The sequence below is a fragment of the Bartonella sp. OD88NMGDW genome (genome assembly GCF_042193775.1).
In the GTDB taxonomy this organism is placed as follows: Bacteria; Pseudomonadota; Alphaproteobacteria; order Rhizobiales; family Rhizobiaceae; genus Bartonella; species Bartonella grahamii.
Genome location: NZ_JBHIMA010000002.1, coordinates 285,394 through 311,734 on the forward strand (window position 1 = coordinate 285,394; position 26,341 = coordinate 311,734).

Genomic DNA, 26,341 nt, shown 5'->3' on the forward strand with positions numbered 1-26,341 from the left:
CTTTTTTCATTTTTACCACCAAATTTCGATTTTTTCTGATTTTTACACTTTTTTTGCAATTTTAGAGTGTCAAAATCTATTTTAACAAAATGCGTATTTAATGGTAAAAAAATAGCTGTAAAAATAAAAAATTACCACTTACTCCTAACTAATCCCACCTCTTTTCACTTAGTACAAAATCTTATGTCAAACTACATATAGCAACAGTGTTTGTGTGGAAAAAGTGGCATTTTAAAGTATGCTGAATTGCCTTTTTATACAGGTAGTGTGGTGCCGTGTTAGGAACCTTTTTTCTTTATGTATGGAATTTTGAGCATATTGCAGATGTCTGTTTAGAGTGACCTTTGAAATAGGTAAAACAGCTTAGTTGGATGAGAATATGAAGTTGTAAAGAGGAGAATGGACGTCCGTTTTTACTGTCGTTTTTTATTCGATTTCACGTATTTCAAAAGCAGTTACAGTCATATCTTTTAAATAATGGATTAAGCATATCCTTTTGTTTCTGATGTTTTTTAATGCAGCCATATGTCTTCCACGTAAAACAGAATATATTTGTATTGCATATTTACGCATTTGTTAAAAAAATATTTCTCAGTGCTTTCTATTTCACGATGTTGCCTATGAATGGTATAATGATAAAGCCATTAAGCACCACCATCTTTTCGTTTATGGAGTAAGAAGCTAGAAGGGGGCATTTAGTTCTTTCTTTAATGTTTTTTATCTATACGCTTTTCTCATTTGCAATATGCAAGGGGCAATGCGTTTAATTGATTGAATATAAACAGACTTGAAATAAGAAAAACTTAGAATATCAGCTTCTCCTTCAACATAAAAATAATAAAACTATGATTGTAAATCAATATATTATATTTTTATGTTGAAGGATATTTGACAGTAAAATTTGAATTTATTTTTTATTTTAAGCGCTTTGTCTCAAAATGCGGGATAGCGCTTCCGTTCTTCCCTTACTAATTAGTCATGTATGGATAGAACGGGAGATTGAATGGGTTGTTTTGTATCTGCTTTAGGTTTTAAAGCCAGTATTTTGAAGTTGAGAAATCAATCCTGCTGCAAAAGTAAAACGAGAAATATTGAGATCATTTTCAATAAGGGCACTAATGCGGTTTGTAATGTTGTGAATATGATTTTCTTCTGTTTTTTTCCAAGTGTCAAAAGGATCTTTTTTCTTTCCATAATTTTTGAGGATTTTCATAACGATTTGCCGTAAGCTTTCAGAAACATTTTCTTTGGCTTGGCTTAAAGCCATACTATCATAATAATCTACTACAGGAATTATACGACTTGCTTCGTTAATGCGGTTTATACGAATGATTTGTGCAAGTGAAAAATAGATCTCTGCGGTTTTAATAAGATCACTGTTGCTTTTTTTTGCAATTAAAGAAATATCACAGATTGTTGAAGCAGCTTCTAAGAGAGCTAATTGCTTCGCTAATGCTTTTGGTGCTCCCTCTTCGCTGTAGTGTAATGCTTTTTCCTCAATCTTTTGCTTAATATCGTTGTCGTGAGAATGCATAAGCTCTTTTTCAATAATGCTACGGGCTTGCTTTATTGTTTTTACGATTTCTTCTAATGGACGTGAGAGATCTATGTTGTGTAAACCCCAACTGGTTGTTTCAAAGAGCATTGGGGTCATTGCTGCGTAGAATTTGTTTTGGACAAGACCGGGTATTTTATTATCAAGCTTATCAATTTGCTCAGACAATTGAGGAATTTCAAAACCATCGCGAATGGCAATGAAAACGCGAATAATATTTTCAGCTTTTTGTTCTGTTGCATCGTGTAGTCTATTAACAAAAGTGGGGCCTCCACGATTTACAATATCGTTGGCAATCAGCGTTGCTATAATATTACGACGCAATTGATGGTTAATGACTTCCTTCTTAAAATTTTCTTGAATTTGTGTTGGAAAATAGTTCAGCAAGGTTGTATTGAAATAGTGATCATCAACAATGGGGTTATTAGCAATTTCTTCTTTTAAGGTTAATTTAGCATATGCAAAAATAACAGCGAGTTCTGGACGGAGAAGACCTTTGCCTTGGGTTGTTCTTTGTCGTAAAATTTGCTCATCAGGGAGTATTTCAACTCTACGATCTAGAAGCTTTTTTTGTTCCAAATCGTGCATAAAGCGTATTTGATAGGGCAAATCAGTAGTGCTTTGATTTTCCGCCAAAGAAAGAGCAAGGGGTTGTAGATAATTGTTGCGCAAAACGAGTTGCTCGACTTGAGGTGTCATTTTTTTCAAGAGCTTATTGCGATCTTCGCGGGTTAACGTTTTGGCACGTAGTGCTGATGCAAGAACAATTTTGAGATTGACCTCAATATCAGAACAATTCACACCAGCAGAATTGTCAATGGCATCCGTATTGCATCGACCACCATTTAAGACATATTCAATCCGTCCGCGTTGTGTAACACCAAGATTAGCCCCTTCGCCAATAATTTTTGCACGCACTTGCTCTCCGGTAATGCGTATCGCATCATTCGCACGATCACCTACTTGGGCATCATTTTCTGTTGCTGCGCGGATATAAGTACCAATGCCGCCGAACCATAAAAGATCAACAGGGGCTTTGAGAAGAGCAGATATAATTTCAAAGGGTGTTCCTGTTTGTTTTTCGAAACCAATGGCTTGTGCTGCTTCAGGTGAGAGAGTAATGGTTTTTTCTTTTCGTGAGAAGATACCACCGCCCTTTGATAATTTGCTTTGATCGTAATCTTGCCAGCTGGAGCGAGGAAGTTTAAAAAGGCGCATACGCTCTGCATAGCTTTCGTCTATGCTTGGATCTGGATCAATAAAGATATCGCGGTGATCAAAAGCGGCAATCAATTTTGTTTGTTTGGAAAGTAGCATCCCATTACCAAAGACATCGCCAGACATGTCTCCAACACCGACACAGGTGAAGGGCGTTGTTTGAATATCCTGATCAAATGTTTCTCTAAAATGTCTTTTGACAGCTTCCCATGCACCTTTGGCTGTAATACCAATGGCTTTGTGGTCGTAACCTGCTGAGCCTCCAGAGGCAAAAGCATCATCGAGCCAAAAGTGATTTGCTTGGCTGATGGCGTTGGCGGTATCAGAAAAAGTTGCTGTTCCTTTGTCTGCTGCGACAACAAAATAGGGGTCAGGGTCATCATGACAGATGACATTGGGGGGAGAACTTATTTTGCCGTTAATTAGATTGTCTGTGATTGAGAGCAAAGCTGTGATAAAGTCTGTATAAGCTTGTTGTGCTGCTTCTATAATGAGAGCACGGTCATTTGTTTGGGGAAGCCGATGGGGATAAAAACCCCCTTTTGCACCTGCAGGAACGATAACTGCATTTTTAACTTGTTGGGCTTTGACTAAGCTGAGGACTTCGGTACGATAATCTAATGCGCGGTCAGACCAACGAATGCCACCACGAGCGATAGGTCCAAAACGCAAATGTACCCCTTCAACTTCCGGTCCATAAACAAAAATTTCTCGGTAAGGGCGTGGTTCAGGCAAATCCTCAATTTGGCGCGGATTTAATTTGGTGGCTAAAATACGCCGTGGACTTCCATCGTCAAGAGGCGTAAAGGCATTCGTTCGTAAACTCGCATCGATAAGGTTGCAATAACGGCGTAAGATGAGATCATCATCTAAACCAGACACTTTCCGTAATTTTTCTCCAATACGCTTTTGAATAACCTGTTGGCTTTTTTCCCGTTCTTTTTCTGTATGGCTTTGGTGAAACTTTAAATGAAATAAAGCATAAAGATCTTGGGTAATGTCAGGATAAGCATTTAAAGTTTGGGCAACGCGATCTTGCGAATAAGGAATACCAGCTTGCTGGAGATAGCGCCCATAATGGCGCAAAATAACAATTTCATGCCAATCAAGTTCAGCTGTTTGGGTGAGTGCATTAAAAGCGTCATTATCAGCATTTTGTGCCCAAATTGCCTCAAAGGTTTCGGCGTGTTTTTGACCGTTTTTTTCAAAATCGATATAGAGCTGGAAAGTACTTTCCAGCTGCATATCATGAAGATACACAGAGTGCCCATAGCCATCTGGTAATTCAAGGGTTTGTTCGGCAATAACGCGAAACCCCATGTTTTCAAGGAGTGGTACGCGTTTGGAAAGGGCAAGAGCTTCATGGCGGTGAAAAAGCCGAAGAGAAATAGTACGTTTTTCTTTATTTTGTGTGTGATAAAAGTTCACGAAAAGGGGCTTCTCATCATGAAGATTTAAAATATGTCCTGCATCGTTAATAGCGTCTTCAGCTGAAAATAAATCACGATAGCTGTTGGGAAATTCGCTGGCTAGACGTGTTTGTTGCTCTGTTGTTTTCTGAGTAAGAGCGATGGCTTGAACGCTGTCTTCCCAACTTCGTGCAATCGAACGTACATGTTGTTCAAGTGTGGAGCGCTCGTGAAGGGGAACAGTCTCGTTTCCTTTGCGATGGATGATATAATAGACACGTATAAGGGTGCTTTCCAAAAATAGCGGATAAGATTCAAAAAAGTCGCCTTTATAGAGCTCAACAAAATGTTCGCCAACTTTTTCACGCAGGCTGCTGCTATATTGGTCACGCGGTACGTAGACAAGGATAGAAACAAAGCGCCCAAAAGAATCAGTGTGGGCAAGAACCCGTAAACGTGGGCGCTCATCTAATTGTAGAATAAGTTTAGTGTTTTCTGTCAATGTATCAACATCAGAGCGAAACATTTCATCTCTTGGATAGGTTTCTAAAGCACTGACGAGTGCTTTTCCTGAATAATCGGCGTGATTGTGTCCAAGACGTTGAATAATAGTTTGGGCTTTTTCTTTTAAGAAAGGAATTTGCAAAATAGAACGTGTATAAGCTGAGGAGGTAAAAAGCCCTACAATGCGTAATTCTCCACAGAGTTGTTTTTCTTTATCAAATATTTTAAGACCAATATAATCGAGCCAGACAGAACGGTGAATTTTGGAGCGACTGTTAGCTTTTGTCACGATAAACAGATTATCGCTTTCCATGAAGGATAAAACTTCTTGAGGAGGTTCTTTCATACTTTCATCGTCAACAATATGAATAGAAGCATCCGTGAGTATACCAAGTTCAATATTACTCGCTGTAAAGGATTTTAGGGGTTTTTGGTCTTTGATGAAGTTGTAAGTGCGCATACCAAGGAAAATGAAATTATCGTCCATTAGCCAGTGAAGAAATTCAATAGCCTTTTCACCTTCTTGTTTGTAGTGCGGGGGAAGGCTTATTTGGTAGGCATGAATATGCTTTTTAACTTCTTCAAGCATAGGTTTCCAGTCTTGTACAGCAGCATTAACCTGTTCAAGAACTAAGATGAGTTCATTTTCAAGTTTTTGTATTTGCTGTTTGTTTAATGACTCGATGTGAATTTGCATCAGACTGATGCGTTTTCCAGAAGTACAATCAAGAATAGGGTGCGCAATTAAATAGATATGGTTTTTGTGTTGATTGAAAACATTTAAAATAGAATCGAGAAGGAAGGGTTTGTTATCATTGACAAGCGTGATAGCGGTTATAGGCTTGTTATTACGGGTCAAATTTTGGTCAAAGTAGATAGTATTTTTTCCCGTCTGATGGAGATTAAAAGCTTTTACTGCGATGGCTGCGGCTTTTTGAAGTTCTTTATTTTCGTAATAAACAATATCTTCTTCATCTGTTTGAGCAAAAAGGATTTCTTCTATTTTATCTTGGGTGTTTTTTGTTTCTGTTTTTTTTTGTTGCAACACATTCACTCTCCCTTTTTGCTCTTAGGGGTCTTCTCTTCATCTTTTTAAAAGCAGACCATTATATTTTTGTATACTGTAACACCTTCTTCTTGAAGAAAATAGCTCTTTATTTGGAAAGAATGAGTTTGTTTTTGCTATTTTTTAGTAATAGTTTGTACTCTAAAGAAATATTTTGCGTCAAAGAAAGGGCACTTTTAGTATTTTTGTATGTTAATAGTTTGTTTTTTAAAATATACAAAATGAAAGTAAAAAAAGAAGCAAAAGTAAAGAGAGAATGGCGCGTTTACCAGAAAGACTTTTAAGTGGTTACCAAAACTTTATAAACAATCATTTTTTATATAAAATAGCAGATTATCAGCAATTGGCGATTGAGGGGCAGAAACCTGAAGTTTTGGTCATTGCTTGTTGTGATTCGCGTGCAGTACCAGAAATGATTTTTGATGCTAAGCCAGGGGAAATTTTCACCATGCGCAACGTGGCGAATGTGGTTCCTCCTTTTTCTCCTGATGATCAATATCACGCAACATCAGCAGCTCTTGAATATGCTGTGCAATTGCTTAAGGTGAGACATATTGTCGTTTTTGGTCATGCCCATTGTGGAGGCATTCGTACTGCTCTTAATGAGACATATAAATCTTTATCATCAAATGATTTTATTGGTCAATGGATAAGTCTCTTAGCACCAGCAGCAGAAATCGTTTTGAATAATAAGTCGCTGTCGTGGCCAGAAAAACAGACGGCATTAGAGCAGCTTTCTATTCGCCATTCGTTGAGAAATTTAGAGACGTTTCCGTGGATAAAGCTTCGCAAAGATCAAGGTTTTTTGACATTGCATGGGGTTTGGTTTGATATCTCTAGCGGAAAATTATGGAGTATAGAACAGGAAACAGGTTGTTTTATGCGTGTTGAAGTTGAAAGTTTTGAAGTATAGTATTTGCTGTTTTTATTTCTTCGTATAAAAAGACATTTTATGATAAAACTTGACAAAGCTGGGGTTTTATTGTTTGAAGGAGCAAGCTTTCAGTGACAAAATTAACTTGGAGCCACCGACTGAGACCCCAGTTTAAGGGTATAAAGAGATCTCAGAGGTCAACATCCGACGGCGCGATGCGTTCTCGGATGTTATTTTGGTTTGTTTGTTATGCAACAATGAGGTAAATGATGTTTGAATCCTTGCAAGAGCGACTTGGTTCTATTCTGTCTCATTTGACGGGACGTGGCGCTTTATCGGATCAGGATGTTGTAGAGGCGCTGCGTGAAATTCGTCGCGCTTTATTGGAAGCTGATGTTGCTCTTGATGTTGTACGCTCTTTTACCGATAGGGTTCGGGAAAAAGCTGTTGGGGCCGAAATCGTTAAATCAATTAAACCAGGCCAAATGGTGGTTAAAATTGTTCATGATGAATTGGTTCATATTCTTGGAAATGAAAGCGTTCTGAGTGATTTAAATGCACCAGCTCCAGTTGTTATCATGATGACTGGTTTGCAAGGTTCCGGAAAAACAACTACAACAGCAAAGCTTGCAAAACGTTTTACTGATAAGCATAATAAAAAAGTTCTCATGGCGTCATTAGATACACGCCGTCCCGCTGCACAGGAGCAATTGCGCCAATTGGGAGAACAGGCAAAACTTGCAAGCTTGCCTATTATTGCGGGTCAGCTGCCTGTTGATATTGCATCACGTGCCGTGCAGGCTGCTAAATTAGGTGGTTATGACGTGCTTCTTCTTGACACAGCAGGACGTAATCATATTGATGAAGCTTTGATGCTTGAATTGGCTGAAATTAAAGCATGTGCCCTTCCTCATGAGATTATGTTGGTGGCTGATAGTTTGACGGGGCAAGATGCCGTTCATCTTGCTCGTTCTTTTGATGAGCGTGTAGGGATTACAGGGATTATTTTAACACGGATGGATAGTGATGGGCGTGGTGGCGCTGCTCTTTCTATGCGTGCTGTTACAGGTAAACCAATTAAAGCAATTGGAACTGGTGAAAAAATAGATGCCTTAGAAGAATTTCATCCCAGTCGTATTGCTGATCGTATTCTGGGAATGGGGGATATTGTTTCTTTGGTTGAAAAAGCTGCTGAAACAATGGATCATGAGAAAGCTGCTGCTTTTGCAAAAAAAATGCAAGCCGGAAAATTTGATCTGAATGATCTTGCAGAACAGTTGCAGAAAATGAAAAAACTGGGTGGAATGGGCGGTATTATGGGCATGTTGCCAGGAATGGGGAAGGTCAAAGAGCAGATTGCGGCTGCGGGGTTTGATGATCGTTTGTTTGATCGTCAATTGGCCATTATTTCATCTATGACACTGCAAGAGCGGGCGAATCCAGAGCTTTTAAAACATAGCCGCAAACAGAGAATTGCTAAGGGATCTGGTACAACGGCAGCTGATATTAATAAACTTTTAAAGATGTATCGCCAAATGGCTGATATGATGAAAGCCATGGGTGGTAAAGGAAAAAGTGGTTTGATGGGAAAAATGTTGGGAGGACTTGGTTCCAAAATGGGTTTTGGTGGTATGGGAAATTTGGGGGGGGATTCTCCAGCTATGCCTGATTTGTCAGGATTGGATCCAAAGCAATTCTCAACGCTTCAAAAGCAAATTGAAAATGGTAATGGAGAGAAGTTCTTGCCCGGACTTCCCAAGCGTGGACCTATATTTCCTGGTCTTTCCAATGGCATTGCCGATAGGGGAAAATTTCCTCAGCATCCTAAGAAAAAATAAGATGTGAAGAGGGAAAGGAATATGATGCAGGAAACAGTATTAAAAGAATTAGCACATTTACGAGCATCTATTGATAATTTTGATGCAACTTTGATTCATATCTTAGCAGAGCGTTTTCGTTGTACGAAAGCTGTTGGGCGCTTAAAAGCGCGTTATGATTTGCCTAAAGTAGATCCTCTGCGTGAGCAATATCAGGTAGAGCGTTTGCGGCAATTGGCTATGGATAGTGATCTTGATCCTGATTTTGCTGAAAGATTTTTAAAATTTATTATTAAAGAAGTTGTGAGTCATCATGAAGTTATTGCTGAAGAGCAAAAAACAAAAAAGTCAATTTAAACGAAAGCCAGAGCTGACAATAGGAGATAAAATATGGCATTGAAAATTCGTTTGTCCCGTGGAGGTTCAAAAAAACGTCCTTATTATCATATCGTCGTTGCAGATGTTCGTAGTCCGCGCGATGGGCGGTTTCTTGAGCGTGTTGGTGCATGGGATCCAATGTTGCCTAAAGATGGACCGAGGGTAAAACTTAATGAAGAACGTATCCAATATTGGCTTGGGCAAGGGGCTCAACCAACAGATCGCGTTTTACGGTTTTTAGATGCAGCTGGCTTGAAAAAGCGTCCAACTCGTAATAATCCACATAAAGGTGAACCGGGTAAAAAAGCACAAGAACGTATAGCAGCAGCAAAGCAAGCGGCAGAAGAAGCAGCGGCAGCGGCTGAAGCAGAATCTGCTTCAGCATAAGAAGCATGGTTGTTTATCAACGTGTCTTTAAAAGCTTTAGAAAAATAAATATTATCCGTTTTTGTTTATCAAAAACGGATTTTCTTTAAAAAGTGGCTTGTTTAAACAGCGCTGGTTTTTTAAAAATCAATGGTTTTAAAAGTCAATAGCGCGGCCTTTAATTTCCCAGTCTCCATAGCGGGAAGGGTCTTTTCCGCCGCGTCCGCCGTTTTCTAAAGGTTGTTCTTTTTTTGCTGCGCTTTTTCGCCTTTCTTCAGCTTCTTTAAGGGCGCGTTGTGCTGCGGGAGAAAGAGATTGCTGTTTAACGACATTTGCGTTTTTTTTGCTTGTATTCTCATCTTTTTTATTCATTTTACACCTATTCCATTGAAGAAGCAGAAAGAAAACACCATCATATAATATTGATTGACTTTTATCATGGAGTTTTTTGAGTAATGAATATAATGCGTACAGCCATGCTTTTGGCTTTTTTAACTGCTCTTTTTATGGGAGTTGGTTATCTTGTTGGAGGGGGTGGTGGCATGGTCATTGCTCTTTTGATGGCAAGTGGTTTAAACTTTTTTTCTTATTGGAATTCGGATAAAATCGTTTTACGCATGTACGGGGCGCGTGAAGTTGATCAGCATTCAGCACCAGTTTATTATAAGATTGTAAGCGATTTAGCACAAAGGGCTTCTCTTCCTCAACCAAAGGTTTATGTTATTGAGAATGCACAGCCAAATGCTTTTGCGACGGGACGTAATCCGCAAAATGCTGCTGTTGCTGCAAGTACTGGGTTGTTAGAGCGGTTGAGTTCAGAGGAAATTGCCGGCGTTATGGCGCATGAGCTTGCACACATTGAGCATCGTGATACCTTAACAATGACTCTAACCGCGACGATTGCAGGGGCAATTTCAATGCTTGGTAATTTTGCTTTCTTTATGGGAGGACCGCGGAACTCTTCAGAAGATTCTCATGGCGCTGGGGCAATTGGAGGATTTATTGCATTGCTCGTGGCACCTTTTGCAGCGATGCTGGTGCAAATGGCGATTAGCCGTACGCGGGAATATGCTGCGGATCGGAGAGGGGCTGAAATATGTGGTAATCCTTTATGGTTGGCTTCGGCATTGCGTAAGATTGCTGATGGGGGACGTGGGGTATATAATGAAGAAGCAGAGCATAATCCAGCAACCGCGCATCTGTTTATTATTAATCCTTTGAGCGGTGAGGGAGCGGATAGTCTTTTTTCGACACATCCAGCAACTGCAAATCGTATTGCTGCTCTTTATCAGCAAGCAGAAGAGATGAAAGGGGCTCTTGCCAAAAGTGTGGGATGGAATAAAGAAGACGCTATACATGAAAAAAGCAGCGGGATGAGCTATGCGGATTTTCATAGTGGTCAGGCTCATACATTAGGTGAGCAAGAAAACAGTCCTTTTCAGCGTGTTACAAAGCGTCCTTCTTGGCTTCGTTATGAAAATTCAAAAAGATCTCGTTCATAGAGTTATTGAGGGATTTTTTAAGGAAATAGTGATATAAAGGTGGTGTTTTGAAACACAAAAAAGCGGGGCATGTGTCTGAAAAAAATGTTCCAGGGTTAGCTGTTCGACAGGTGTGTGTGCGTCTTTTGGGGGCGGTAGTTGATAAGTACACGCCTCTGTCTGGTTTGACGGATAATGAACACGGACATCCACAATATTTAAAGCTTTCACAGCGAGATCGTTTGTTATGTCGGGCTATTTTAACAGCTTCATTGCGTCATCGAGGGCAGATTATGGCGGCTCTTTCACGCTTTTTGGCGCGTCCTTTGCCTTCACAAGCACTTTCACTTCAGCATCTTTTGCATATCAGTGTTGCACAAATTCTTTATCTTGATATTCCCGATCATGCGGCTATTGATTTAGCTGTGCGTGTGGCGAAACTTGATCCTCGAATGCGCCGTTTTTCAGGGGTGGTGAATGCTCTTTTGCGCAATGTTGCACGTGAGGCAGAGCCTTTACGTCAACAAGTTCCTACCATTGAAGGTGTGCCAGCGTGGTTTGGACAGCTTTTAATATCAGCTTATGGAACAGAAAAGGCGCATCAGATTATAGCAATTCAAAGTGTGGAACCCCCTTTCGATTTGACAGTGAAATCTGACAGTGTTGGATGGGCTAAAAGGCTTGGCGGTGTGGTGTTGCCCAATGGTTCTGTTCGATTAAATCGTCTAGAGAGTTCTGTTTCTGATTTACCAGGCTATAGTGAAGGAACTTGGTGGGTTCAAGATTTTGCTGCAGCGTTGCCTGCTTGTTTACTAGGAACACTTCGGGGTAAACGAGTTGCTGACCTTTGTGCAAGCCCTGGGGGAAAAACAGCACAATTGGCTTTACAAGGGGCAGAGGTGACAGCAATTGAGCTTTCTGCTAACCGCGTAAAGCGTTTAAAAGAAAATATGGAACGGCTTCGTTTTTCAGTTCACATTTGGCAGGGCGATGTGAGAAATTTCCATCCCACACAGCTTTTTGATGCGGTTCTTCTCGATGCTCCTTGTTCTTCTACTGGAACGATCCGTCGTCATCCAGATATTTTATGGACGAAATCGAGGGATGATATCATCAAGTTAGCGGCGTTGCAAAATGATTTACTTGTCGCAGCAATTTCCTTGGTAAAGGTGGGGGGACTGATTATTTTTTCCAATTGTTCATTGGCAAGAGAAGAAGGTGAAGATCTTATTGAAAAAATTTTATCGACACGCAATGACATTGTTTTAGAACCTATTTATCCAGAGGAAATGGGAGCACTGGCACATTTGCTTTGTGGGGGGATGTTACGTACAACGCCTGCGGATTTTTGTCATAAAAATTTTGATGCTGAGAAAACCGCATTTTTAGGAATGGATGGTTTTTTTGCTGCGCGCTTACGAAAAATTGCTTAATTAACGCTTCATTTACAAAAATGGTCGAAATTGTATTTGAATCAGCATAAATGGAGATGAAGTTTTGGCGGTTGCGGTAAAAGCTCCTCAGGTAAAAGTGGCAGCCTGTATCGATACGATACAGAATGTTATGCGGCGTTTATGGGTTGGACCATTGTTTCGTTGGCGGTTTTCAGGGTTTCGTCCTCATAAAATTTTAGCGCATCCCATGGATTTGCATGTGGCTGATCCTATGATGGCGCATGAATTTTATCATGGTCGTTTTGCTTTTGCTGGTCACATTGTTCATTCTGGTGCTGTTTCGCCGTTTGCATTGGTTCCACCAACGCTAGAATGGGAAGCAGCTCTACATGATTTTCATTGGTTGCGCCATATGGAGGCAGCAGGAAGTGATTTAGCTTCTGCACATGCACGTTCTCTTTTAGAAGATTGGTTTGACCATGCTGGCAAGAAGGTAAAAGGGCTTGCTTGGAGTGGTCCTGTTGTGGCGCGGCGCTTGATTTCATGGATTTGTCACTCGAAAATGTTGTTAGAAGGAGCAAGTGAGCGGTTTGAAAAACGCTTTTTACGTGCGCTTGGTTTGCAATTTCGTTATTTGCGCGTAACAATTTGCAGTATGGAGCATGATGACCGACGTTTACAAGCAGCAGCGGCTTTGACGTTCGCATCTCTTGCTTTGCCTGTTTCTGTGGCAGTGAAAAAAAAGGTACAAACCACACTTATAAAAGAGCTTTCCCGTCAAATCCTAGTTGATGGTGGGCATATTTCTCGTAGTCCTGTTATTTTGCTGAATTTGTTATCGGATTTATTGTCGTTACGGCATCTTTTTATGCGTAGCAATGAAACAGCACCCCGTATTTTGATTGATTCTGTTGAGCGTATGTTGCCAGCTTTACGATTCTTTATCCATGAGGATCAAACGTTGGCTCATTTTAATGGGGTTGGTCCCCTTGTGTCGGAACGGTTATCGTCCCTTTTGAAGCTTGATGAAACAGGAGGGCATCCTTTTAGTTATGCCCGTTATTCAGGATTTCAGCGCTTAAAAGCCAATCAAACAACAGTGCTTGCAGATACAGGAAAGTTTCCACCCCGCTTTGTAGCACAGCAGGCTTGTTCGGGGTGTTTGTCTTTTGAAATGTCTTCACAAGGGCACCGTTTTATTATCAATACTGGTGTTAATCCTGATGGTCGGGAAGATTATCGACATTTAGGGCGTGTTACTGCAGCACATTCAACAGCTACGCTTAATGATTGTTCAGTGGGTGCTTTTTATCATAAAAAGAAAAATGGCGCGCCATTTTTGTTTGATGGACCCAGGGAAGTTCAAGTGCGCCGTATAGAGGATTCAGAGAAGACGGGTTTTATTGCGAGTCATAATGGTTATGTGCGACCTTTTAATCTTATTCATGAGCGTGGTGTTATTTTGGCGACAAATGGAGATATGATCGAAGGTTTTGATCGCTTTTTTATGCCAAATAAAGGGGGAAAGAGACACAAGAGTGTGCAAAATGAACAAAATCATGTTGCTGTTCGGTTTCATCTTCATCCACAAGTTGAAGTTAACTATGATGGCAAACGTGTCTGTTTAGCCGTAAAGAACGAGAACGTGAAGAGCGAACAAGTATGGTATTTTATATCGCCTGATGCAGATATTTTTCTTGAAGATTCGATTGATTTTGCAGAATTAACAGGTCCACAACGGACACAACAGATTGTTTTATATTTTCGTCCTGCATTTCAGGAAAAAGTTCGTTGGCGTTTTATCCGTAAAGCGTTTGATAAAAAATCAGAACATTGTTCCAACCCATAGTATATTGCGTTTTATCTTCGTGTCGCAAAACATCATCGTTTATTGTGGTAATATTCTCAAAATTTGAAGATCATATAAATTTTATACATGAAGCATTTTGTTAGAATATAGGTTGGATGTTTTTAGGCAAGGTTTGCTCATAGAATCTCATGAGGTGATGCTAAGAGAGAGGGATTGGCTCCCGAAAAAAGAGTTTTTAACAGACCATTGTTGACAGATGAGTACTGGTTAAGGATCTTCATTCTTTAAAGATGCGGAGAGAAAATAAAGCTGTTGCTTATCTTCGATAAGTTCTTAAGTGTGCTGTTGGGATCAATATTTCTCTCTGAGAGAGTTGCATTAATAGGGTTACGTTCCTCACAAAAAACAGAGCGCTATTTATTGCATATTCACGGACTTATATTAAAGAAAAATCCCTTAATACTTCCAAGCCTATTTCGCGACGATGTCTGTGATGGGTATAACGGTAAATCCATGAAGCACCTCATCTTTACGCAAGGAGCAATTCGGCACTATCACACTATTTATAGTGCCCAATATTTGTAACAAGCTCTTAGCATTAGAGATGGTTCATAAGAGGCATTTTTAGAATTTTCTTAATAGTTTTTATCCACACAGGACCCCCCGCTTGTAACGTGCAAGCGAATGGTTTTGGTTGATTCAACACACATAGATTTTGAATGGGAGAATCTTCGGTATTCGGGGTTCTAATTCAATATGAATAACGCTAAATTATTAATCAAATATTATACATCACAGAAGCACTGAAAATTCAAGAAACAATACATAGCAGCGCCCGAAAAAGACAGCCCCTCCGCTCTTTGTTATTATACTAAAAATGAAGTCATAATAACAAACCACAAAATGCGTGTTCTTTCATAGCAAAGCACTCTCTCAAATGCTTCAAATAACTTTTATAAAGATTTACGCGAATAACGCCGTGCAATCGAATCAATATCACCTCGACAAATTCCAAGATCGCTGAGTTCATATGTTGAAAGACAACTTAATGCATTAACGGTTCGACGATAACGGCGCCAATTACTATAAAAACGTAGAATATTCATATCCTCTACTCAAACTTTTCATTACACTCTTTAGTTTAAGAATAGAGCATATTACTAAAAAGAGTTGTGTTATAATATCATAACAGGTATGCATCTACATACAAAATAATACCCTTTTAACATTTTGCTCATGTGAAAGGGAAACCATTAAAAATATTAACAACGACAATATCCTATCCCTAAATAATGATTAAATTATGTGCATTTTCTGTGGTGATAAACTTCTTCACGAGTAGATTCTTTGGATTGAATAACTGCTTCCATTTCAACAGTTATCAATAGTCATATGATGATTATGAACAGTTCCTTGAAACATTTGTCTCATATGAAGAGGAAATTAGTAAAATTATTAATGGCGGAAGTGTCGTGTTCCTGTAAAAACCATCGCTAAACCCTGCGCATCAGCAGCCGTGATAACTTCTTCATCACGCATGGAGCCTCCTGGTTGAATAACTGCTGTTGCTCCTGCTTCAGCTGCTGCTAATAAACCATCTGCAAAAGGAAAAAATGCATCTGATGCAACAACCGATCCTTTTGTGAGAGTTTCTGTTAAGCCTGCTCTTTGGGCACTTTCTGCTGCTTTACTTGCAGCAATTTTTGCTGAATCGATGCGGCTCATTTGTCCGGCTCCAATTCCAACTGTTGCGCTATTTTTCGCGTATACAATAGCATTTGATTTAACGTGTTTTGCTACACGAAAAGCAAATTGAAGATCACGCATTTCATCTTGAGTTGGTGCCCGCTTTGTCACTACTTGCAATTTAAGATCATCAACCACTACGTTATCACGCGATTGCACTAAAATGCCTCCTGCAAGTGTTTTCGCAAGAAGTCCTGCACAGCGTGGATCAGGAACTCCACCTGTAATGAGCAAACGAAGATTTTTTTTCTTGGCAATAATTTCACGTGCCGCCATTGTGGCATCAGGAGCAATAATCACTTCTGTGAAAATTTTAACAATCTCTTCAGCACATTCCTCATCAAGGGGTTGATTTAAAGCAACAATTCCACCAAATGCCGATACATTATCACACATAAGAGCTTTCAAATAAGCTTCTTTCAAATTTTCTCCTTCCGCAACACCACAAGGATTGGCATGTTTAATAAGAGCGACAGCAGCGGTTTTTTGCGGATCAAATTCTGCCACAAGTTCAAAGGCTGCGTCTGTATCATTCAGATTGTTATAAGAAAGCGCTTTGCCTTGTAAAAGTTTTGCTGTTGCAATACCAAAACGTTTTTCATTATTGCGATAAAATGCTGCCTGTTGATGTGGATTTTCTCCATAGCGCATAACACTTTCAAGATGACCAGAAAAACTCTGCCACGATGGAGTTTCAATTTTTAAATCCCGTGCAAACCACGATGCTATTGCCGTATCATAAGCAGCCGTGTGTGCATAAGCGCGCATTGCTAGCTGATGACGCACAGATAAGCTTAAACACCCATTATGCTGCTTTAATTCAGCTAGAATCGAATCATAATCTTTTATCGCTGTTACAACACCGGTATAAGCATAATTTTTTGCCGCGGCGCGAATCATCGCCGGTCCACCGATATCAATATTTTCAAGAATCGTTTGTCCATCGGCTCCCGATAGGATCGTCTCTTCAAAAGGATAAAGATTCACCACCAAAAGATCAATTCCATGAATGCTGTTCTTTTCCATAGCTTCCCTATGGCTAGGATCTTCTCTTACCCCTAACAAAGCACCATGAATCAAAGGATGGAGTGTTTTTACACGCCCATCCATTATTTCAGGAAATCCAGTAACTTCAGCAACATCTTTTACGGGTAAACCAGCCGCTATGAGGGTTTTGGCTGTTCCTCCTGTTGAGATTAATTCAACATTGTAAGTAGCATGGAGGGTTTGTGCAAAAGCAACCACACCCGTTTTATCAGACACAGAAAAGAGAACACGACGAACCCGATGAAGATCAGGTATGGGAAAATTTTTGGCAACAACACCCATAACAGAAGCCTTAAAAATTAAAGAGTTAAAATTCTAGTAAAACACGCTTATACATTTATAGCATAAGCCTTTAGCAAAATACACTGAAAGGATAAACTGTCTTTTTAGAATATAGGATGACTCATCTTTTTTATTATCCTGTAAAAACACTCTCATTTGAGGTGTGGTGGTGGGTGTAAAGTCTCATTGAGACATTAAATGTTTTTTTGTTGCTTATAACTCAACATCTCATCTTCATAGCAGTTTTGAAACAAAAAATGCATCCGTATATTCTCTGCTATATTAGCTTTTATACTAGATGAAGGCGAAAGTATTGCGTATATCAGTTGGAGTAATCTCTGAGATGGGAAACAATCTAATGAAGCAAGAATATAAAATTATAAAAGCAAAAATGAGTGCCTATCTTTCCTATCATTTTTAAATTTGGCTTTATGTTTTTCAAAAGCTTTTATGACAATGTTTTTTTAGAATGAATTTTTTTAAGAGTGGAGATAATGCGTTGTTTCACATTTTTGGGCATTACATTTTTAATGAATCATCCCTCGTTTTACGATGGTTTTTTAAAGAGTGTCGCGTAAATCTTTTGTGGATGGTATAAAGATCCATTGTATGCCTATGATCTTTATTTAACAAAGGCGCAAGTTAGTAGATTCTATTCTCTTTATCACTTGAGATAGAAGAGATCTTTTTTAGTTTTCTTGCCGTAGCAGAAAAAGAAAAGCTCCTAACACACCAGCAGCTAAAATAAACCACGTGATTGCATAAACGAGATGATTATTTCGAAAATGGATAATCGTAAGACCAACGACGGGAAGGTTTGCTTGTGGAGATGTTTTTCTGGCATCAATGAAATAAGGGGCAACAGTGGACAAACCAAGTTTTTGTGCCATAGCGGGGAGATCGCGCGTATACCATAAATTTTTGTCCGGATTATTTTTACGCGGGAAAAAACCATTTTTTTCACTCATGCGTAATAAACCTATAATCGTTGTTTGTTCTGTGTCCGTGGTAGAATTTTGCTGAGATGAGGCATTTTTATGCGATTGCTCTGGGTTTTGAAAATTGTTACGTTCATCCATGGGGATAAAGCCACGGTTGATAAAGATTAGTGCATTATCAGTAGTCTGTAAAGGAGTCAAAACCCAATAGCCTGTAGTATTTTGAGCGGCTGCAGTGACTAAAATATTTTTGTCTGTTAAAAATTTTCCTGTTATAACAACAGGTTGATATTCATTTTTTTCAAAAGTAATATCTGACCATTGATTTTTTAGGGGGGCTTTTATGGGGGGCAAATGAATGCGCTGATTGGCACTGGTGATAAGATTTGTTTTCCAGTTTAACCGTTGTACTTGCCATATACCTAATGCGCTAAAGAGAAGAAAAAAACAAATACATAAAGTCCCAAACAAAAAAGAAGAAAAACAGCAAGAATTTCCCTGAAGCTTTGTCATGGGGGGCTCTTTTTTGCTCATGATTTATGCTTCCTTTCGGGACAATAGGCTTTTATTCTAACATGGTATGTATTTAAAAAAAACATTTTGTACGCTTTTTGGCAGAATTTGCACGCCTTAATTGAGAAAAAAGATGAAGAATGAGCCCGTAAGAGATGAAAAAGGTTTTATAAAAGACTTGACCTTTTGTTGTCGACCCCCTATTAGAAAGAAACTTCCCAATGATGCCCGTTCAAGGTTGCATTGTGCGTGTTTTGCGTTCATTGTGTCTTTTGGGTATGGGAATTTGAAAGTTTCTTAGAGTTTAAGGGTGAAGTTTATGTCTCGTGCATGTGAATTGACAGGGAAGACGGTTCTGTATGGTAATAATGTTAGCCATGCAAATAATAAGACTCGGCGTCGTTTTTTACCAAATCTTTGCAATGTGACATTGATTTCAGAAGTGTTACAGCAAAGTTACCGCTTGCGCATTTCAGCAAGTGCGTTGCGTTCTGTTGAGCATCGTGGTGGACTTGATGGTTTTTTGGTCAAAGCAGACGATAAAGAGTTGTCGCAACGTGCGCGTTTGCTAAAACGACAAATCATTAAGAAAAAAGCTGAGCAAGAAGGTGAGCAAAAGGCTGAACAAGCAGCGTAATTGCTATCGTCATTCTTTTTTGTTTATTGACGCTTTTATTCCGGTTTTCTGTTCTAGACGTTAAGTTTTTTGCAGGTTGATCGTTTTATTTTATTGGTTCCGTATCCTAGGTTTAAAAAATGCCCTCAAGCAGTCTTTTACGAGAACAGCAAAAGAAAAGGTATATTGTTTTTTCTATTTTAGCAATGTGCCTTGCTGTCACTGCTTCTAATATTTTTGTTCAATATCCTGTTTATTGGTTTGATTTAAATGAGCTGTTGACTTATGGGGCTTTTACCTATCCATTTGCTTTTCTGATCAATGATTTGACCAATCGTTTTTATGGTCCATCTGCTGCGCGGCGTGTAGTTTATGCTGGTTTTTTTGCGGGGGTCTTTGTTTCTTGGATATTGGCGACGCCACGGCTTGCCCTTGCTTCTAGTTTTGCATTTTTATTTGGACAGCTCCTTGATATTGTTGTTTTTACTCCTTTACGACGTAAAACATGGTGGAAAGCCCCTTTAGCAGCAGCGTTGGTTGGTTCGGCTTTGGATACAATGCTGTTTTTTGCTCTTGCTTTTTCTAGCTCTTTTGCTGTTCTTGATAAGATAACAGGGTACGCTGATAGTTCACTGGTGGAGAGTACTGTTTTGGGAGGAGTAGGCATGCCAGTTTGGCTCTCGCTTGCTTTTGGTGATTTTTCGGTAAAAATTATTATGAGCCTGTTTATGTTGATTCCCTATGGAACAATTCTTAATATTGTAAAGCTTCCTCTTTATCAAAGTCATTCAAAGAATGATTCTTCTTTTGTTTGTAACAAATAATGATCTTTGTTTTTTTGTTTTGCTAAAGAAGAGAAGGTTGTGCGTTATGCTTCTGCGAACAGAATTTGAGTAGATTCAAAAAAGGGATTTTGATTCTTTTCTCAAGTTGTATTTATCCATACATCATTTATGCTTATGATGTGTAAGGAAGTGCTTTTGACTGATTCAGTATGAGATAAGAGCATCTTATCAGTATTAAAAACAGATAATCAAGCTCTTATAAAGGATCAAAAATGTCTTGTTAAGAATTGTGATTTCTTACTTATGATTATTTGAGTTATAAGAAACTTGGTTCTTATAAAGGAAAAAACATTTCGATATACATTTGGGTAGTATATAAATAGAAAAATAAATACCAATGGTATCAAGTCCTTTTTGACAGTTTTAAAATTGGGTTATACTGGTATTTATCATTATTTTAGTAACAAATGTTTGTGCAGATATGTTAATGAATTTACAATTTGTTATAATGCGATCTCTGTAGAATTTGGCAAACGCTTCGAGTATTTATTTTAGACAATTGTAGGTTAGAAAATGCGATACTTGGAGCTGATAGTATGAATAAAATGATAAATCAAACAGATCATACAGAGGCTTTATTTGATAATTTTGTATTAAATTCCTTGAAAAAACAGAGAGAGACTAGGGAGTTGCCTATTGTAAAATCACCTCTTCGTTATCCGGGAGGGAAAAGTCGTGCTGTTCCTATGATTATTAATAACTATATAAGGAAACAGAAAACTTTATGTTCTCCTTTTGTAGGAGGCGGTTCAATTGAATTAACCTTAGCAAAAAGAGGAACAAGGGTTTATGCTTATGATGCTTTTAAGCCGCTTGTTATTTTTTGGCAGATGCTTTTGAAAGCTGCTTCAGCTCTTGCAGAAAAAGTAAGAGAATATGAAGATATGACTCCCGTAATGTTTTATAATCTCCAAAAAACTTTTGGGAATATTAAAAATCAATTAGAGATTACTGCTGTTTTTTCTTACTCTTAATCGTTCTTCTTTTTCCGGAACAATACTTTCTGGCGGTATGTCTCCAGGACACCCCCGATTCAATTATCGTTCTATTGAACGACTTAAAGATTTTAAGATTGAAAACTTCATAGTGGAACACAGAGATTTTACAGAAAGTATTCCTAAACACTCTAACGATTTTCTTTATTGTGATCCTCCGTACCTTATTAATCAAAAACTTTACGGTCACAAAGGCGATAAACATCATCCTTTTGATCATCAAGCTCTTGCTGAACTTTTGAGAAAGCATCACAGATGGGTTTTATCTTATAATGATTGTCTGGAAATTAGAGAACTTTATAAAGGACATACAATACTTAATCCTGAATGGACTGACGGTATGGGAAACAATAAAAAATCAAATGAACTCGTAATTTTGAGTAAGGATCTTTAGGAAATTGCATGAAACAGGTAAGAAAATGGAAAAGCCTTTGAATATGCTTTGGCTATGGGTTTTAAAAAAGCAACAAAGGCTTCTATAGAGTTTAACTCGTCTTTTCAAATAGCGGTGTCTTTTTATAATTTATTTAATAATACTGAAAAAAAGGCTTTTAAATCTTGCTTCTATTGAAGCAGCCGTTTTTTTACAGTTACATGATAAAAATATTAGAAACACGAAAACTTTTGTTCTTTAGGAAGATTTTGTTGGGATCAAAGGAGATGTCCGTGATATTATTTTAAAAGTTCCTGAAAATCCTATTGGTATTTCTGCAAAACATAATCATAGCGCTATCAAACATCCTCGCCTTTCTGGTAAAATAGATTTTGGTAAAGAATGGACGGGTTATTCTTGTAGCAGCGTTTATTTCAATGAAGTTAGGCCTATTTTTGATTATTTAGCAGAGCTTAGAGATAAGAAGATGTTCTTTAGAGATATAGAGGATAAAGACAGCAGAGTTTATCTTCCAATCCTAGAAGCTTTTTCTAAAGAACTTCAAAGGCTTTGTTTAGATTATCAAGATAAATTTGTGAAGCTATTGTTTCAGTATGTTATAGGTTCTTATGATTTTTATAAGATTATGATAGATACAAGATCTAAACAAAAACGGGTTATTATTCAGTCTTTTAATTTGAATGGCACTCTGGGATATGGTCGTAAATGGAAAATTCCAAGCAAAATTTTATCAGTTGCACTAAAACCAGAAAGTAAAAACAAACTTATTATAATTTTTGAAGATGGTTGGAGCATTTCTTTTAGAATTCATAATGCATCCAGTAAAGTAGAAGCTTCTTTAAAGTTCGATATTCAGTTTGTGGGATTATCTTCTCAGGTTGTTAGTCATCAAATTCCGATGGTTTAATGCCGATGGTTTAATGATGGAGATAATTTTTTAAGATGTAATTGTTGGCTGTTTCAAGGTAAGTTTATTTCTTATGAATATGAGGCTTTTTATCACTAAAAAGTATTTCTAATTGTTTTGTTATGGCGTCGGCGAGTTCTTCAGCATTCATAATTGTTACAGCACGTTGATAATAACGTGTGACGTCATGACCAATTCCAATGGCAATGAGTTCGATGGGGGAGTGTGTTTGGATTTCTTGAATCACTGCGCGTAAGTGTTTTTCTAGATAATTGCTGGAGTTGACCGATAGTGTCGAATCATCAACAGGAGCACCATCAGAAATGACCATGAGGATACGACGTTGTTCACGCCGCGATAAAAGACGTTGATGAGCCCAAATTAAAGCTTCTCCGTCGATATTTTCTTTTAATAATCCTTCTTGCATCATCAAACCTAAATTGCGTCGTGCGCGACGCCATGGGGTATCAGCACTTTTATAGATGATATGGCATAAATCATTGAGGCGTCCAGGATTGTGGGATTTGTTTTGGGTAAGCCATTGTTCTCGCGATTTTCCTCCTTTCCACGTTTTAGTGGTAAAACCTAAAATTTCAACTTTGACAGCACAACGTTCAAGAGTTTGTGCCAAAATATCAGCACAGCTTGCGGCAACGCTAATGGGGCGTCCGCGCATTGAGCCAGAATTATCAATGAGAAGTGAAACAACCGTGTCCCGAAATTTGGTGTTGCTTTCCATTTTAAAAGAAAGGGGTTGCATGGGATCAATAATTAGACGTGGAAGCCGTGCTGTATCAAGATACCCTTCTTCAAGGTCAAAGCTCCAGTTGCGATTTTGTTGCGCCATCAAGCGGCGCTGGAGACGGTTTGCTAAACGGCCAACGATGTTTTGAAGATGATTGATTTGCTTATCAAGATAACGGCGTAAGTGATCTAACTCGTTTTCAGAACAAAAATCTGTTGCTTCCAAAATTTCATCAAATTGACGGGTGAAGATTTTATAATCACCAAGTCTTTCCATTTGTTCCGAATCGGAAAAAAGGCGTTTGGCTCTTCTTGGCTTTTCTTGCCAAGGTTCATTTTTTTGTTCGCCGTCAGCTTGATCATTGTTGTTTGATTGTGTCGCTTGTGTTTTTCCGTCGTCTTGCACATCACTTTCTTGTTCAGTGCTGGTTTGTTCTTCACTTTGAGCGTGTTTTTTGTTTTTACTCTCTTCTTCTTCTTGGTCTTGAGGTTCACATTCGTTTTTTAATTTTTTATTGTTTTCACTGTTAGAAGCTTCAGCTTGTTGCACTGTCATTTTGAGTGTAGCAAGCATTTGGCGAACAATCTGTGCAAAAGTTTGTTGGTTGTAAATATGATGAGTGAGTTCATCGAGTTCTGCTGCTGCTTTTTGTTCGAGTTCTTGACGCCACAATTCTAAGACAGGACCTGCTTCTCTTGGAGCTGTGCGCTTTGTTATTTTTTCACGCAATAAAAGTGCAATCGCTTCTTGGATGGGGGCTTCACTTTGGTTGCTAATCTTATGATAATGGGCTCTTTTGTATTTATCGGCGAGCATGACATCAAGATTTTTTGCAAGCCCCTCCATGGCTAAAGTACCAATTGCTTCAACACGTGTTTGTTCTAAGGCATCAAAGACAGCACGTGCTTCTGATTCTAGTGGAGAAAATTGCATGTGAATGCGGTTATCATGCCATGCTTTGCGTAGAGCCATGGAATCACCTAATCCGCGGGTAATGGTGATGTCTTTATTCGTTGCGTATTGAGATAATTCTGGTAAACGCGCACAACTTTCGCTTAAAGATGGTCGGTTATGACTAAAGGAAACTTCAAGGTTTTTTGTGCCTGCAATTGCACGCATACAGGTGGAAAGTGCTTTTTTAAACGCTTCAGCATTAAGAGTGTTGTTGGAAGAGTCCTTTGCCAGATTTTTGTTGTCGCCAATATCGGTAGCCATGAGTGACAGATTCCTTAAGGCGAAACACCATGAATGAGTGATTCGGGAAGCTCTTGTCCAAAGGCGCGTTGATAAAATTCTGCAACAGTGGCACGTTCGAGTTCATCACATTTATTGAGAAAGGTTAATCGGAAGGCAAAGCCGACATCTTGAAAAATTGTTGTATTTTCTGCCCAAGTAATGACGGTACGTGGACTCATGACAGTTGAAAGATCTCCATTGATAAAAGATTGGCGTACCATATCAGCAACATGAACCATTTGTGAAATTGTCTTTTTTCCTTCAGTCGTTTGAAAAGATTTGACCTTTGAACAAATGATATTAACCTCTTTATCATGGGGTAAATAATTGAGTATTGTAACAATAGACCAACGGTCCATTTGAGCTTGATTGATCTGTTGGGTACCATGATAGAGACCGGTTGTATCACCAAGACCAATGGTGTTTGCTGTTGCAAAAAGACGAAAGGCTGGATGTGGAGAGATGACACGGCTTTGATCAAGTAAGCTTAATTTTCCAGAGGTTTCAAGAACGCGTTGGATGACAAACATAACATCGGGACGCCCCGCGTCATATTCGTCGAAAACAAGAGCAATATTATTTTGATAAGCCCATGGCAAAATGCCTTCTTTAAATTCAGTGATTTGTAAGCCATCTTTTAAAACGATAGCGTCTTTTCCTACAAGATCGATACGACTTACATGACTATCGAGATTAATGCGGACACAAGGCCAGTTGAGGCGTGCAGCAACTTGTTCAATATGTGTTGATTTCCCTGTACCGTGATAGCCAGAAACCATTACACGACGGTTAAAGGTAAAACCTGCGAGAATCGCTAAAGTTGTTTGCTGATCAAAAAGATAATCAGGATCAATATCAGGGACATGGGGGGTTTTTGTGCTAAAAGCAGGAACTTTCAGATCTGTTTCAATATGAAATAGATCGCGAGCAAAAAGTGTAATATCGGGCAAATTTTCAACGGTAAGATTTGTCATTGTGTTTCTGGAAGGGAGAGGACGCTATTTATTCATTAGAAACGATACAAGAGTTAGAGTATTTATGCAATGCTCTATAATGAGAGCCTTAGATATTGAAGGAAGATTTTTTGCGTATTCTATAATGTTTTGAAAAAAAATAATATCTTGCGCAAATAATGGTGGTCTAAATGAAAATAGGCTCATATAAGCGCGTATTTTTAGCACAAACCAGACTTTTTTAGCAAATTATAAGCATGTAAAACATCACGAAAGCGCTCTTCTGAGGCACGATTACCACCATTGGAATCAGGATGGTGCTTTTTTACCAACTCTTTATATTTCATTTTGATGTCTTCTGCTGAAGCGTTTGCCTGTAGTCCCAGTGTATCAAAAGCTTTTGCTTCTAAGGGCTTTAATTTTCGTGAGAAGTTATTGCTTGAATGCCGCTCCGTAAAAAGCGTGAAGGGATCGCGCATGCGATTTTGATAGGCAGCTGTTCCAGAGCGAATCTTTGCATAATTAGCAGCTGTTTTTTTCGTTGTACCATTGCTTAGATCTGTAGGCCATGTCGGACGATGTCCTGTAAGAGCATCCTTTTGAAATTTTGCGATATCTTTATTGCTAAGACCAGAGAAGTAATTAAAATTTTTATTATAGGCGCGTACGTGTTCAATACAAAAATATAAATATTGTCCTTCGTGATTTCGACCTGCTGGTGCTTTATGGGATCCTGTTTTTTCACAACCTTCCCACTGGCACTGTTGCGCTTCTGGCTCAGCTTTTTGTTTTTTATTTGAGCTTATGCGAATTGAATCGAATAATTTAGATGTTATTGTCATATTCTTGGTTTATGCAAAATTGATTAATTTTACAAGAATTGACTTTTGAAAAATTTGTTTTCACACTTAATTTTATTATGAAAAAGGTGTATTTTTGCACGTTCATTTTGTTTGAGGAATGAAAAATGTTTATAGAAACAATAATCAAGAGAAAGCTTCAGGATGCTTTTCATCCGCAAAAGCTTGAAGTGATTAACGAAAGTCATCTTCATGAGGGGCATCCTCATAATGAACATGCTTTTGATGGTAAAGGAGAAACACATTTTCGAGTGAAAATTTTATCTTCTTCTTTTTCCAATATGACACGCGTAGAAATACATCGAGCGATTTATAAAGTTTTACAAGAAGAGTTAGCTACTTGTGTCCATGCTTTGGCACTTGAGGTTGAAACACTCTAATTTTTTGATGAG

Annotated in this window: 20 protein-coding genes and 2 pseudogenes; 14 read left to right on the plus strand and 8 right to left on the minus strand. The window is 38.6% G+C overall.

What is annotated here, in order from left to right; all coding sequences use genetic code 11:
- Positions 1 to 1,024: 1,024 nt before the first annotated feature.
- Positions 1,025 to 5,734, minus strand: coding sequence for an NAD-glutamate dehydrogenase (locus ACFIJR_RS02800; protein ID WP_375653486.1), 4,710 nt, complete (start codon positions 5,732 to 5,734; stop codon positions 1,025 to 1,027).
- Between the two features lie 274 nt (positions 5,735 to 6,008).
- Between ACFIJR_RS02800 and ACFIJR_RS02805 the strand changes: the two genes are divergently transcribed.
- From ACFIJR_RS02805 to rpsP, 4 genes and pseudogenes are all read left to right on the plus strand, one after another.
- Positions 6,009 to 6,665: a carbonic anhydrase gene (locus tag ACFIJR_RS02805; protein ID WP_375653489.1), complete on the plus strand. Its 657-nt coding sequence runs from the start codon at positions 6,009 to 6,011 to the stop codon at positions 6,663 to 6,665.
- A gap of 230 nt (positions 6,666 to 6,895) precedes the next feature.
- Positions 6,896 to 8,464, plus strand: coding sequence for a signal recognition particle protein (ffh, locus tag ACFIJR_RS02810; protein ID WP_375626291.1), 1,569 nt, complete (start codon positions 6,896 to 6,898; stop codon positions 8,462 to 8,464).
- A gap of 24 nt (positions 8,465 to 8,488) precedes the next feature.
- A pseudogene (locus tag ACFIJR_RS02815) lies at positions 8,489 to 8,817 on the plus strand (chorismate mutase).
- A 16-nt stretch (positions 8,818 to 8,833) separates the two neighbouring features.
- Positions 8,834 to 9,208, plus strand: a complete 375-nt coding sequence (rpsP, locus tag ACFIJR_RS02820; RefSeq protein ID WP_273787601.1) for a 30S ribosomal protein S16 — start codon at positions 8,834 to 8,836, stop codon at positions 9,206 to 9,208.
- Positions 9,209 to 9,343: 135 nt separating this feature from the next.
- On the opposite strand, the gene ACFIJR_RS02825 is transcribed toward rpsP, so the two are convergent.
- Positions 9,344 to 9,559, minus strand: a complete 216-nt coding sequence (locus tag ACFIJR_RS02825) for a DUF1674 domain-containing protein (protein WP_375651681.1) — start codon at positions 9,557 to 9,559, stop codon at positions 9,344 to 9,346.
- An 83-nt stretch (positions 9,560 to 9,642) separates the two neighbouring features.
- Here ACFIJR_RS02825 and htpX point away from each other — a divergent pair, with 83 nt between their 5' ends.
- The 3 genes from htpX (at position 9,643) to ACFIJR_RS02840 (ending at position 13,911) form a co-directional block, all read left to right on the plus strand.
- Positions 9,643 to 10,689, plus strand: coding sequence for a zinc metalloprotease HtpX (gene htpX / locus ACFIJR_RS02830; protein ID WP_375626328.1), 1,047 nt, complete (start codon positions 9,643 to 9,645; stop codon positions 10,687 to 10,689).
- Positions 10,690 to 10,736: 47 nt separating this feature from the next.
- Positions 10,737 to 12,101 carry an RsmB/NOP family class I SAM-dependent RNA methyltransferase gene (locus ACFIJR_RS02835; protein WP_375653491.1) on the plus strand — a complete coding sequence of 455 codons (1,365 nt, stop codon included), beginning with the start codon at positions 10,737 to 10,739 and terminating at the stop codon, positions 12,099 to 12,101.
- A gap of 64 nt (positions 12,102 to 12,165) precedes the next feature.
- Positions 12,166 to 13,911: a heparinase II/III family protein gene (locus tag ACFIJR_RS02840; protein WP_375653494.1), complete on the plus strand. Its 1,746-nt coding sequence runs from the start codon at positions 12,166 to 12,168 to the stop codon at positions 13,909 to 13,911.
- 914 nt (positions 13,912 to 14,825) lie between these two features.
- Here ACFIJR_RS02840 and ACFIJR_RS02845 read toward each other — a convergent pair.
- From ACFIJR_RS02845 to ACFIJR_RS02855, 3 genes are all read right to left on the minus strand, one after another.
- On the minus strand, positions 14,826 to 14,978 hold the full coding sequence (locus tag ACFIJR_RS02845; protein WP_273787606.1) for a DUF1127 domain-containing protein: 153 nt from the start codon (positions 14,976 to 14,978) through the stop codon (positions 14,826 to 14,828).
- Between the two features lie 349 nt (positions 14,979 to 15,327).
- Complete coding sequence (gene purH, locus ACFIJR_RS02850; RefSeq protein ID WP_375653496.1) at positions 15,328 to 16,947, minus strand: bifunctional phosphoribosylaminoimidazolecarboxamide formyltransferase/IMP cyclohydrolase; 1,620 nt, start codon at positions 16,945 to 16,947, stop codon at positions 15,328 to 15,330.
- A 689-nt stretch (positions 16,948 to 17,636) separates the two neighbouring features.
- Positions 17,637 to 18,419: an SURF1 family protein gene (locus ACFIJR_RS02855; RefSeq protein ID WP_375653498.1), complete on the minus strand. Its 783-nt coding sequence runs from the start codon at positions 18,417 to 18,419 to the stop codon at positions 17,637 to 17,639.
- A 298-nt stretch (positions 18,420 to 18,717) separates the two neighbouring features.
- On the opposite strand from ACFIJR_RS02855, the gene rpmB reads away from it, so the two are divergent.
- The 6 genes and pseudogenes from rpmB to ACFIJR_RS02885 all read left to right on the plus strand — a co-directional run.
- On the plus strand, positions 18,718 to 19,035 hold the full coding sequence (gene rpmB, locus ACFIJR_RS02860; RefSeq protein ID WP_273787609.1) for a 50S ribosomal protein L28: 318 nt from the start codon (positions 18,718 to 18,720) through the stop codon (positions 19,033 to 19,035).
- A gap of 119 nt (positions 19,036 to 19,154) precedes the next feature.
- The gene (locus ACFIJR_RS02865; RefSeq protein WP_375651684.1) at positions 19,155 to 19,838 is read left to right on the plus strand and encodes a VUT family protein; all 684 of its coding nucleotides are present in this window, start codon (positions 19,155 to 19,157) and stop codon (positions 19,836 to 19,838) included.
- 348 nt (positions 19,839 to 20,186) lie between these two features.
- On the plus strand, positions 20,187 to 20,354 hold the full coding sequence (locus tag ACFIJR_RS02870) for a transposase (protein WP_375648239.1): 168 nt from the start codon (positions 20,187 to 20,189) through the stop codon (positions 20,352 to 20,354).
- Between the two features lie 41 nt (positions 20,355 to 20,395).
- Complete coding sequence (locus ACFIJR_RS02875) at positions 20,396 to 20,833, plus strand: DNA adenine methylase (RefSeq protein ID WP_375626318.1); 438 nt, start codon at positions 20,396 to 20,398, stop codon at positions 20,831 to 20,833.
- A 37-nt stretch (positions 20,834 to 20,870) separates the two neighbouring features.
- The gene (locus ACFIJR_RS02880; RefSeq protein WP_375653501.1) at positions 20,871 to 21,248 is read left to right on the plus strand and encodes a DNA adenine methylase; all 378 of its coding nucleotides are present in this window, start codon (positions 20,871 to 20,873) and stop codon (positions 21,246 to 21,248) included.
- A gap of 253 nt (positions 21,249 to 21,501) precedes the next feature.
- A pseudogene (locus ACFIJR_RS02885) lies at positions 21,502 to 22,155 on the plus strand (HaeIII family restriction endonuclease); the annotation flags it as partial.
- 64 nt (positions 22,156 to 22,219) lie between these two features.
- Here the strand turns inward: ACFIJR_RS02885 and cobT are convergent.
- The 3 genes from cobT to ACFIJR_RS02900 form a co-directional block, all read right to left on the minus strand.
- Entirely contained in the window at positions 22,220 to 24,115 is a 1,896-nt protein-coding gene (cobT, locus tag ACFIJR_RS02890) for a cobaltochelatase subunit CobT (protein WP_375653503.1), read from the minus strand.
- Between the two features lie 14 nt (positions 24,116 to 24,129).
- Positions 24,130 to 25,110, minus strand: a complete 981-nt coding sequence (gene cobS, locus ACFIJR_RS02895; protein WP_375653505.1) for a cobaltochelatase subunit CobS — start codon at positions 25,108 to 25,110, stop codon at positions 24,130 to 24,132.
- Positions 25,111 to 25,310: 200 nt separating this feature from the next.
- Positions 25,311 to 25,931 (minus strand): J domain-containing protein, encoded by a 621-nt coding sequence (locus ACFIJR_RS02900; RefSeq protein WP_375626002.1) that lies wholly within the window; start codon positions 25,929 to 25,931, stop codon positions 25,311 to 25,313.
- Positions 25,932 to 26,056: 125 nt separating this feature from the next.
- On the opposite strand from ACFIJR_RS02900, the gene ACFIJR_RS02905 reads away from it, so the two are divergent.
- Complete coding sequence (locus ACFIJR_RS02905) at positions 26,057 to 26,329, plus strand: BolA family transcriptional regulator (protein ID WP_015857043.1); 273 nt, start codon at positions 26,057 to 26,059, stop codon at positions 26,327 to 26,329.
- Positions 26,330 to 26,341: the final 12 nt, after the last annotated feature.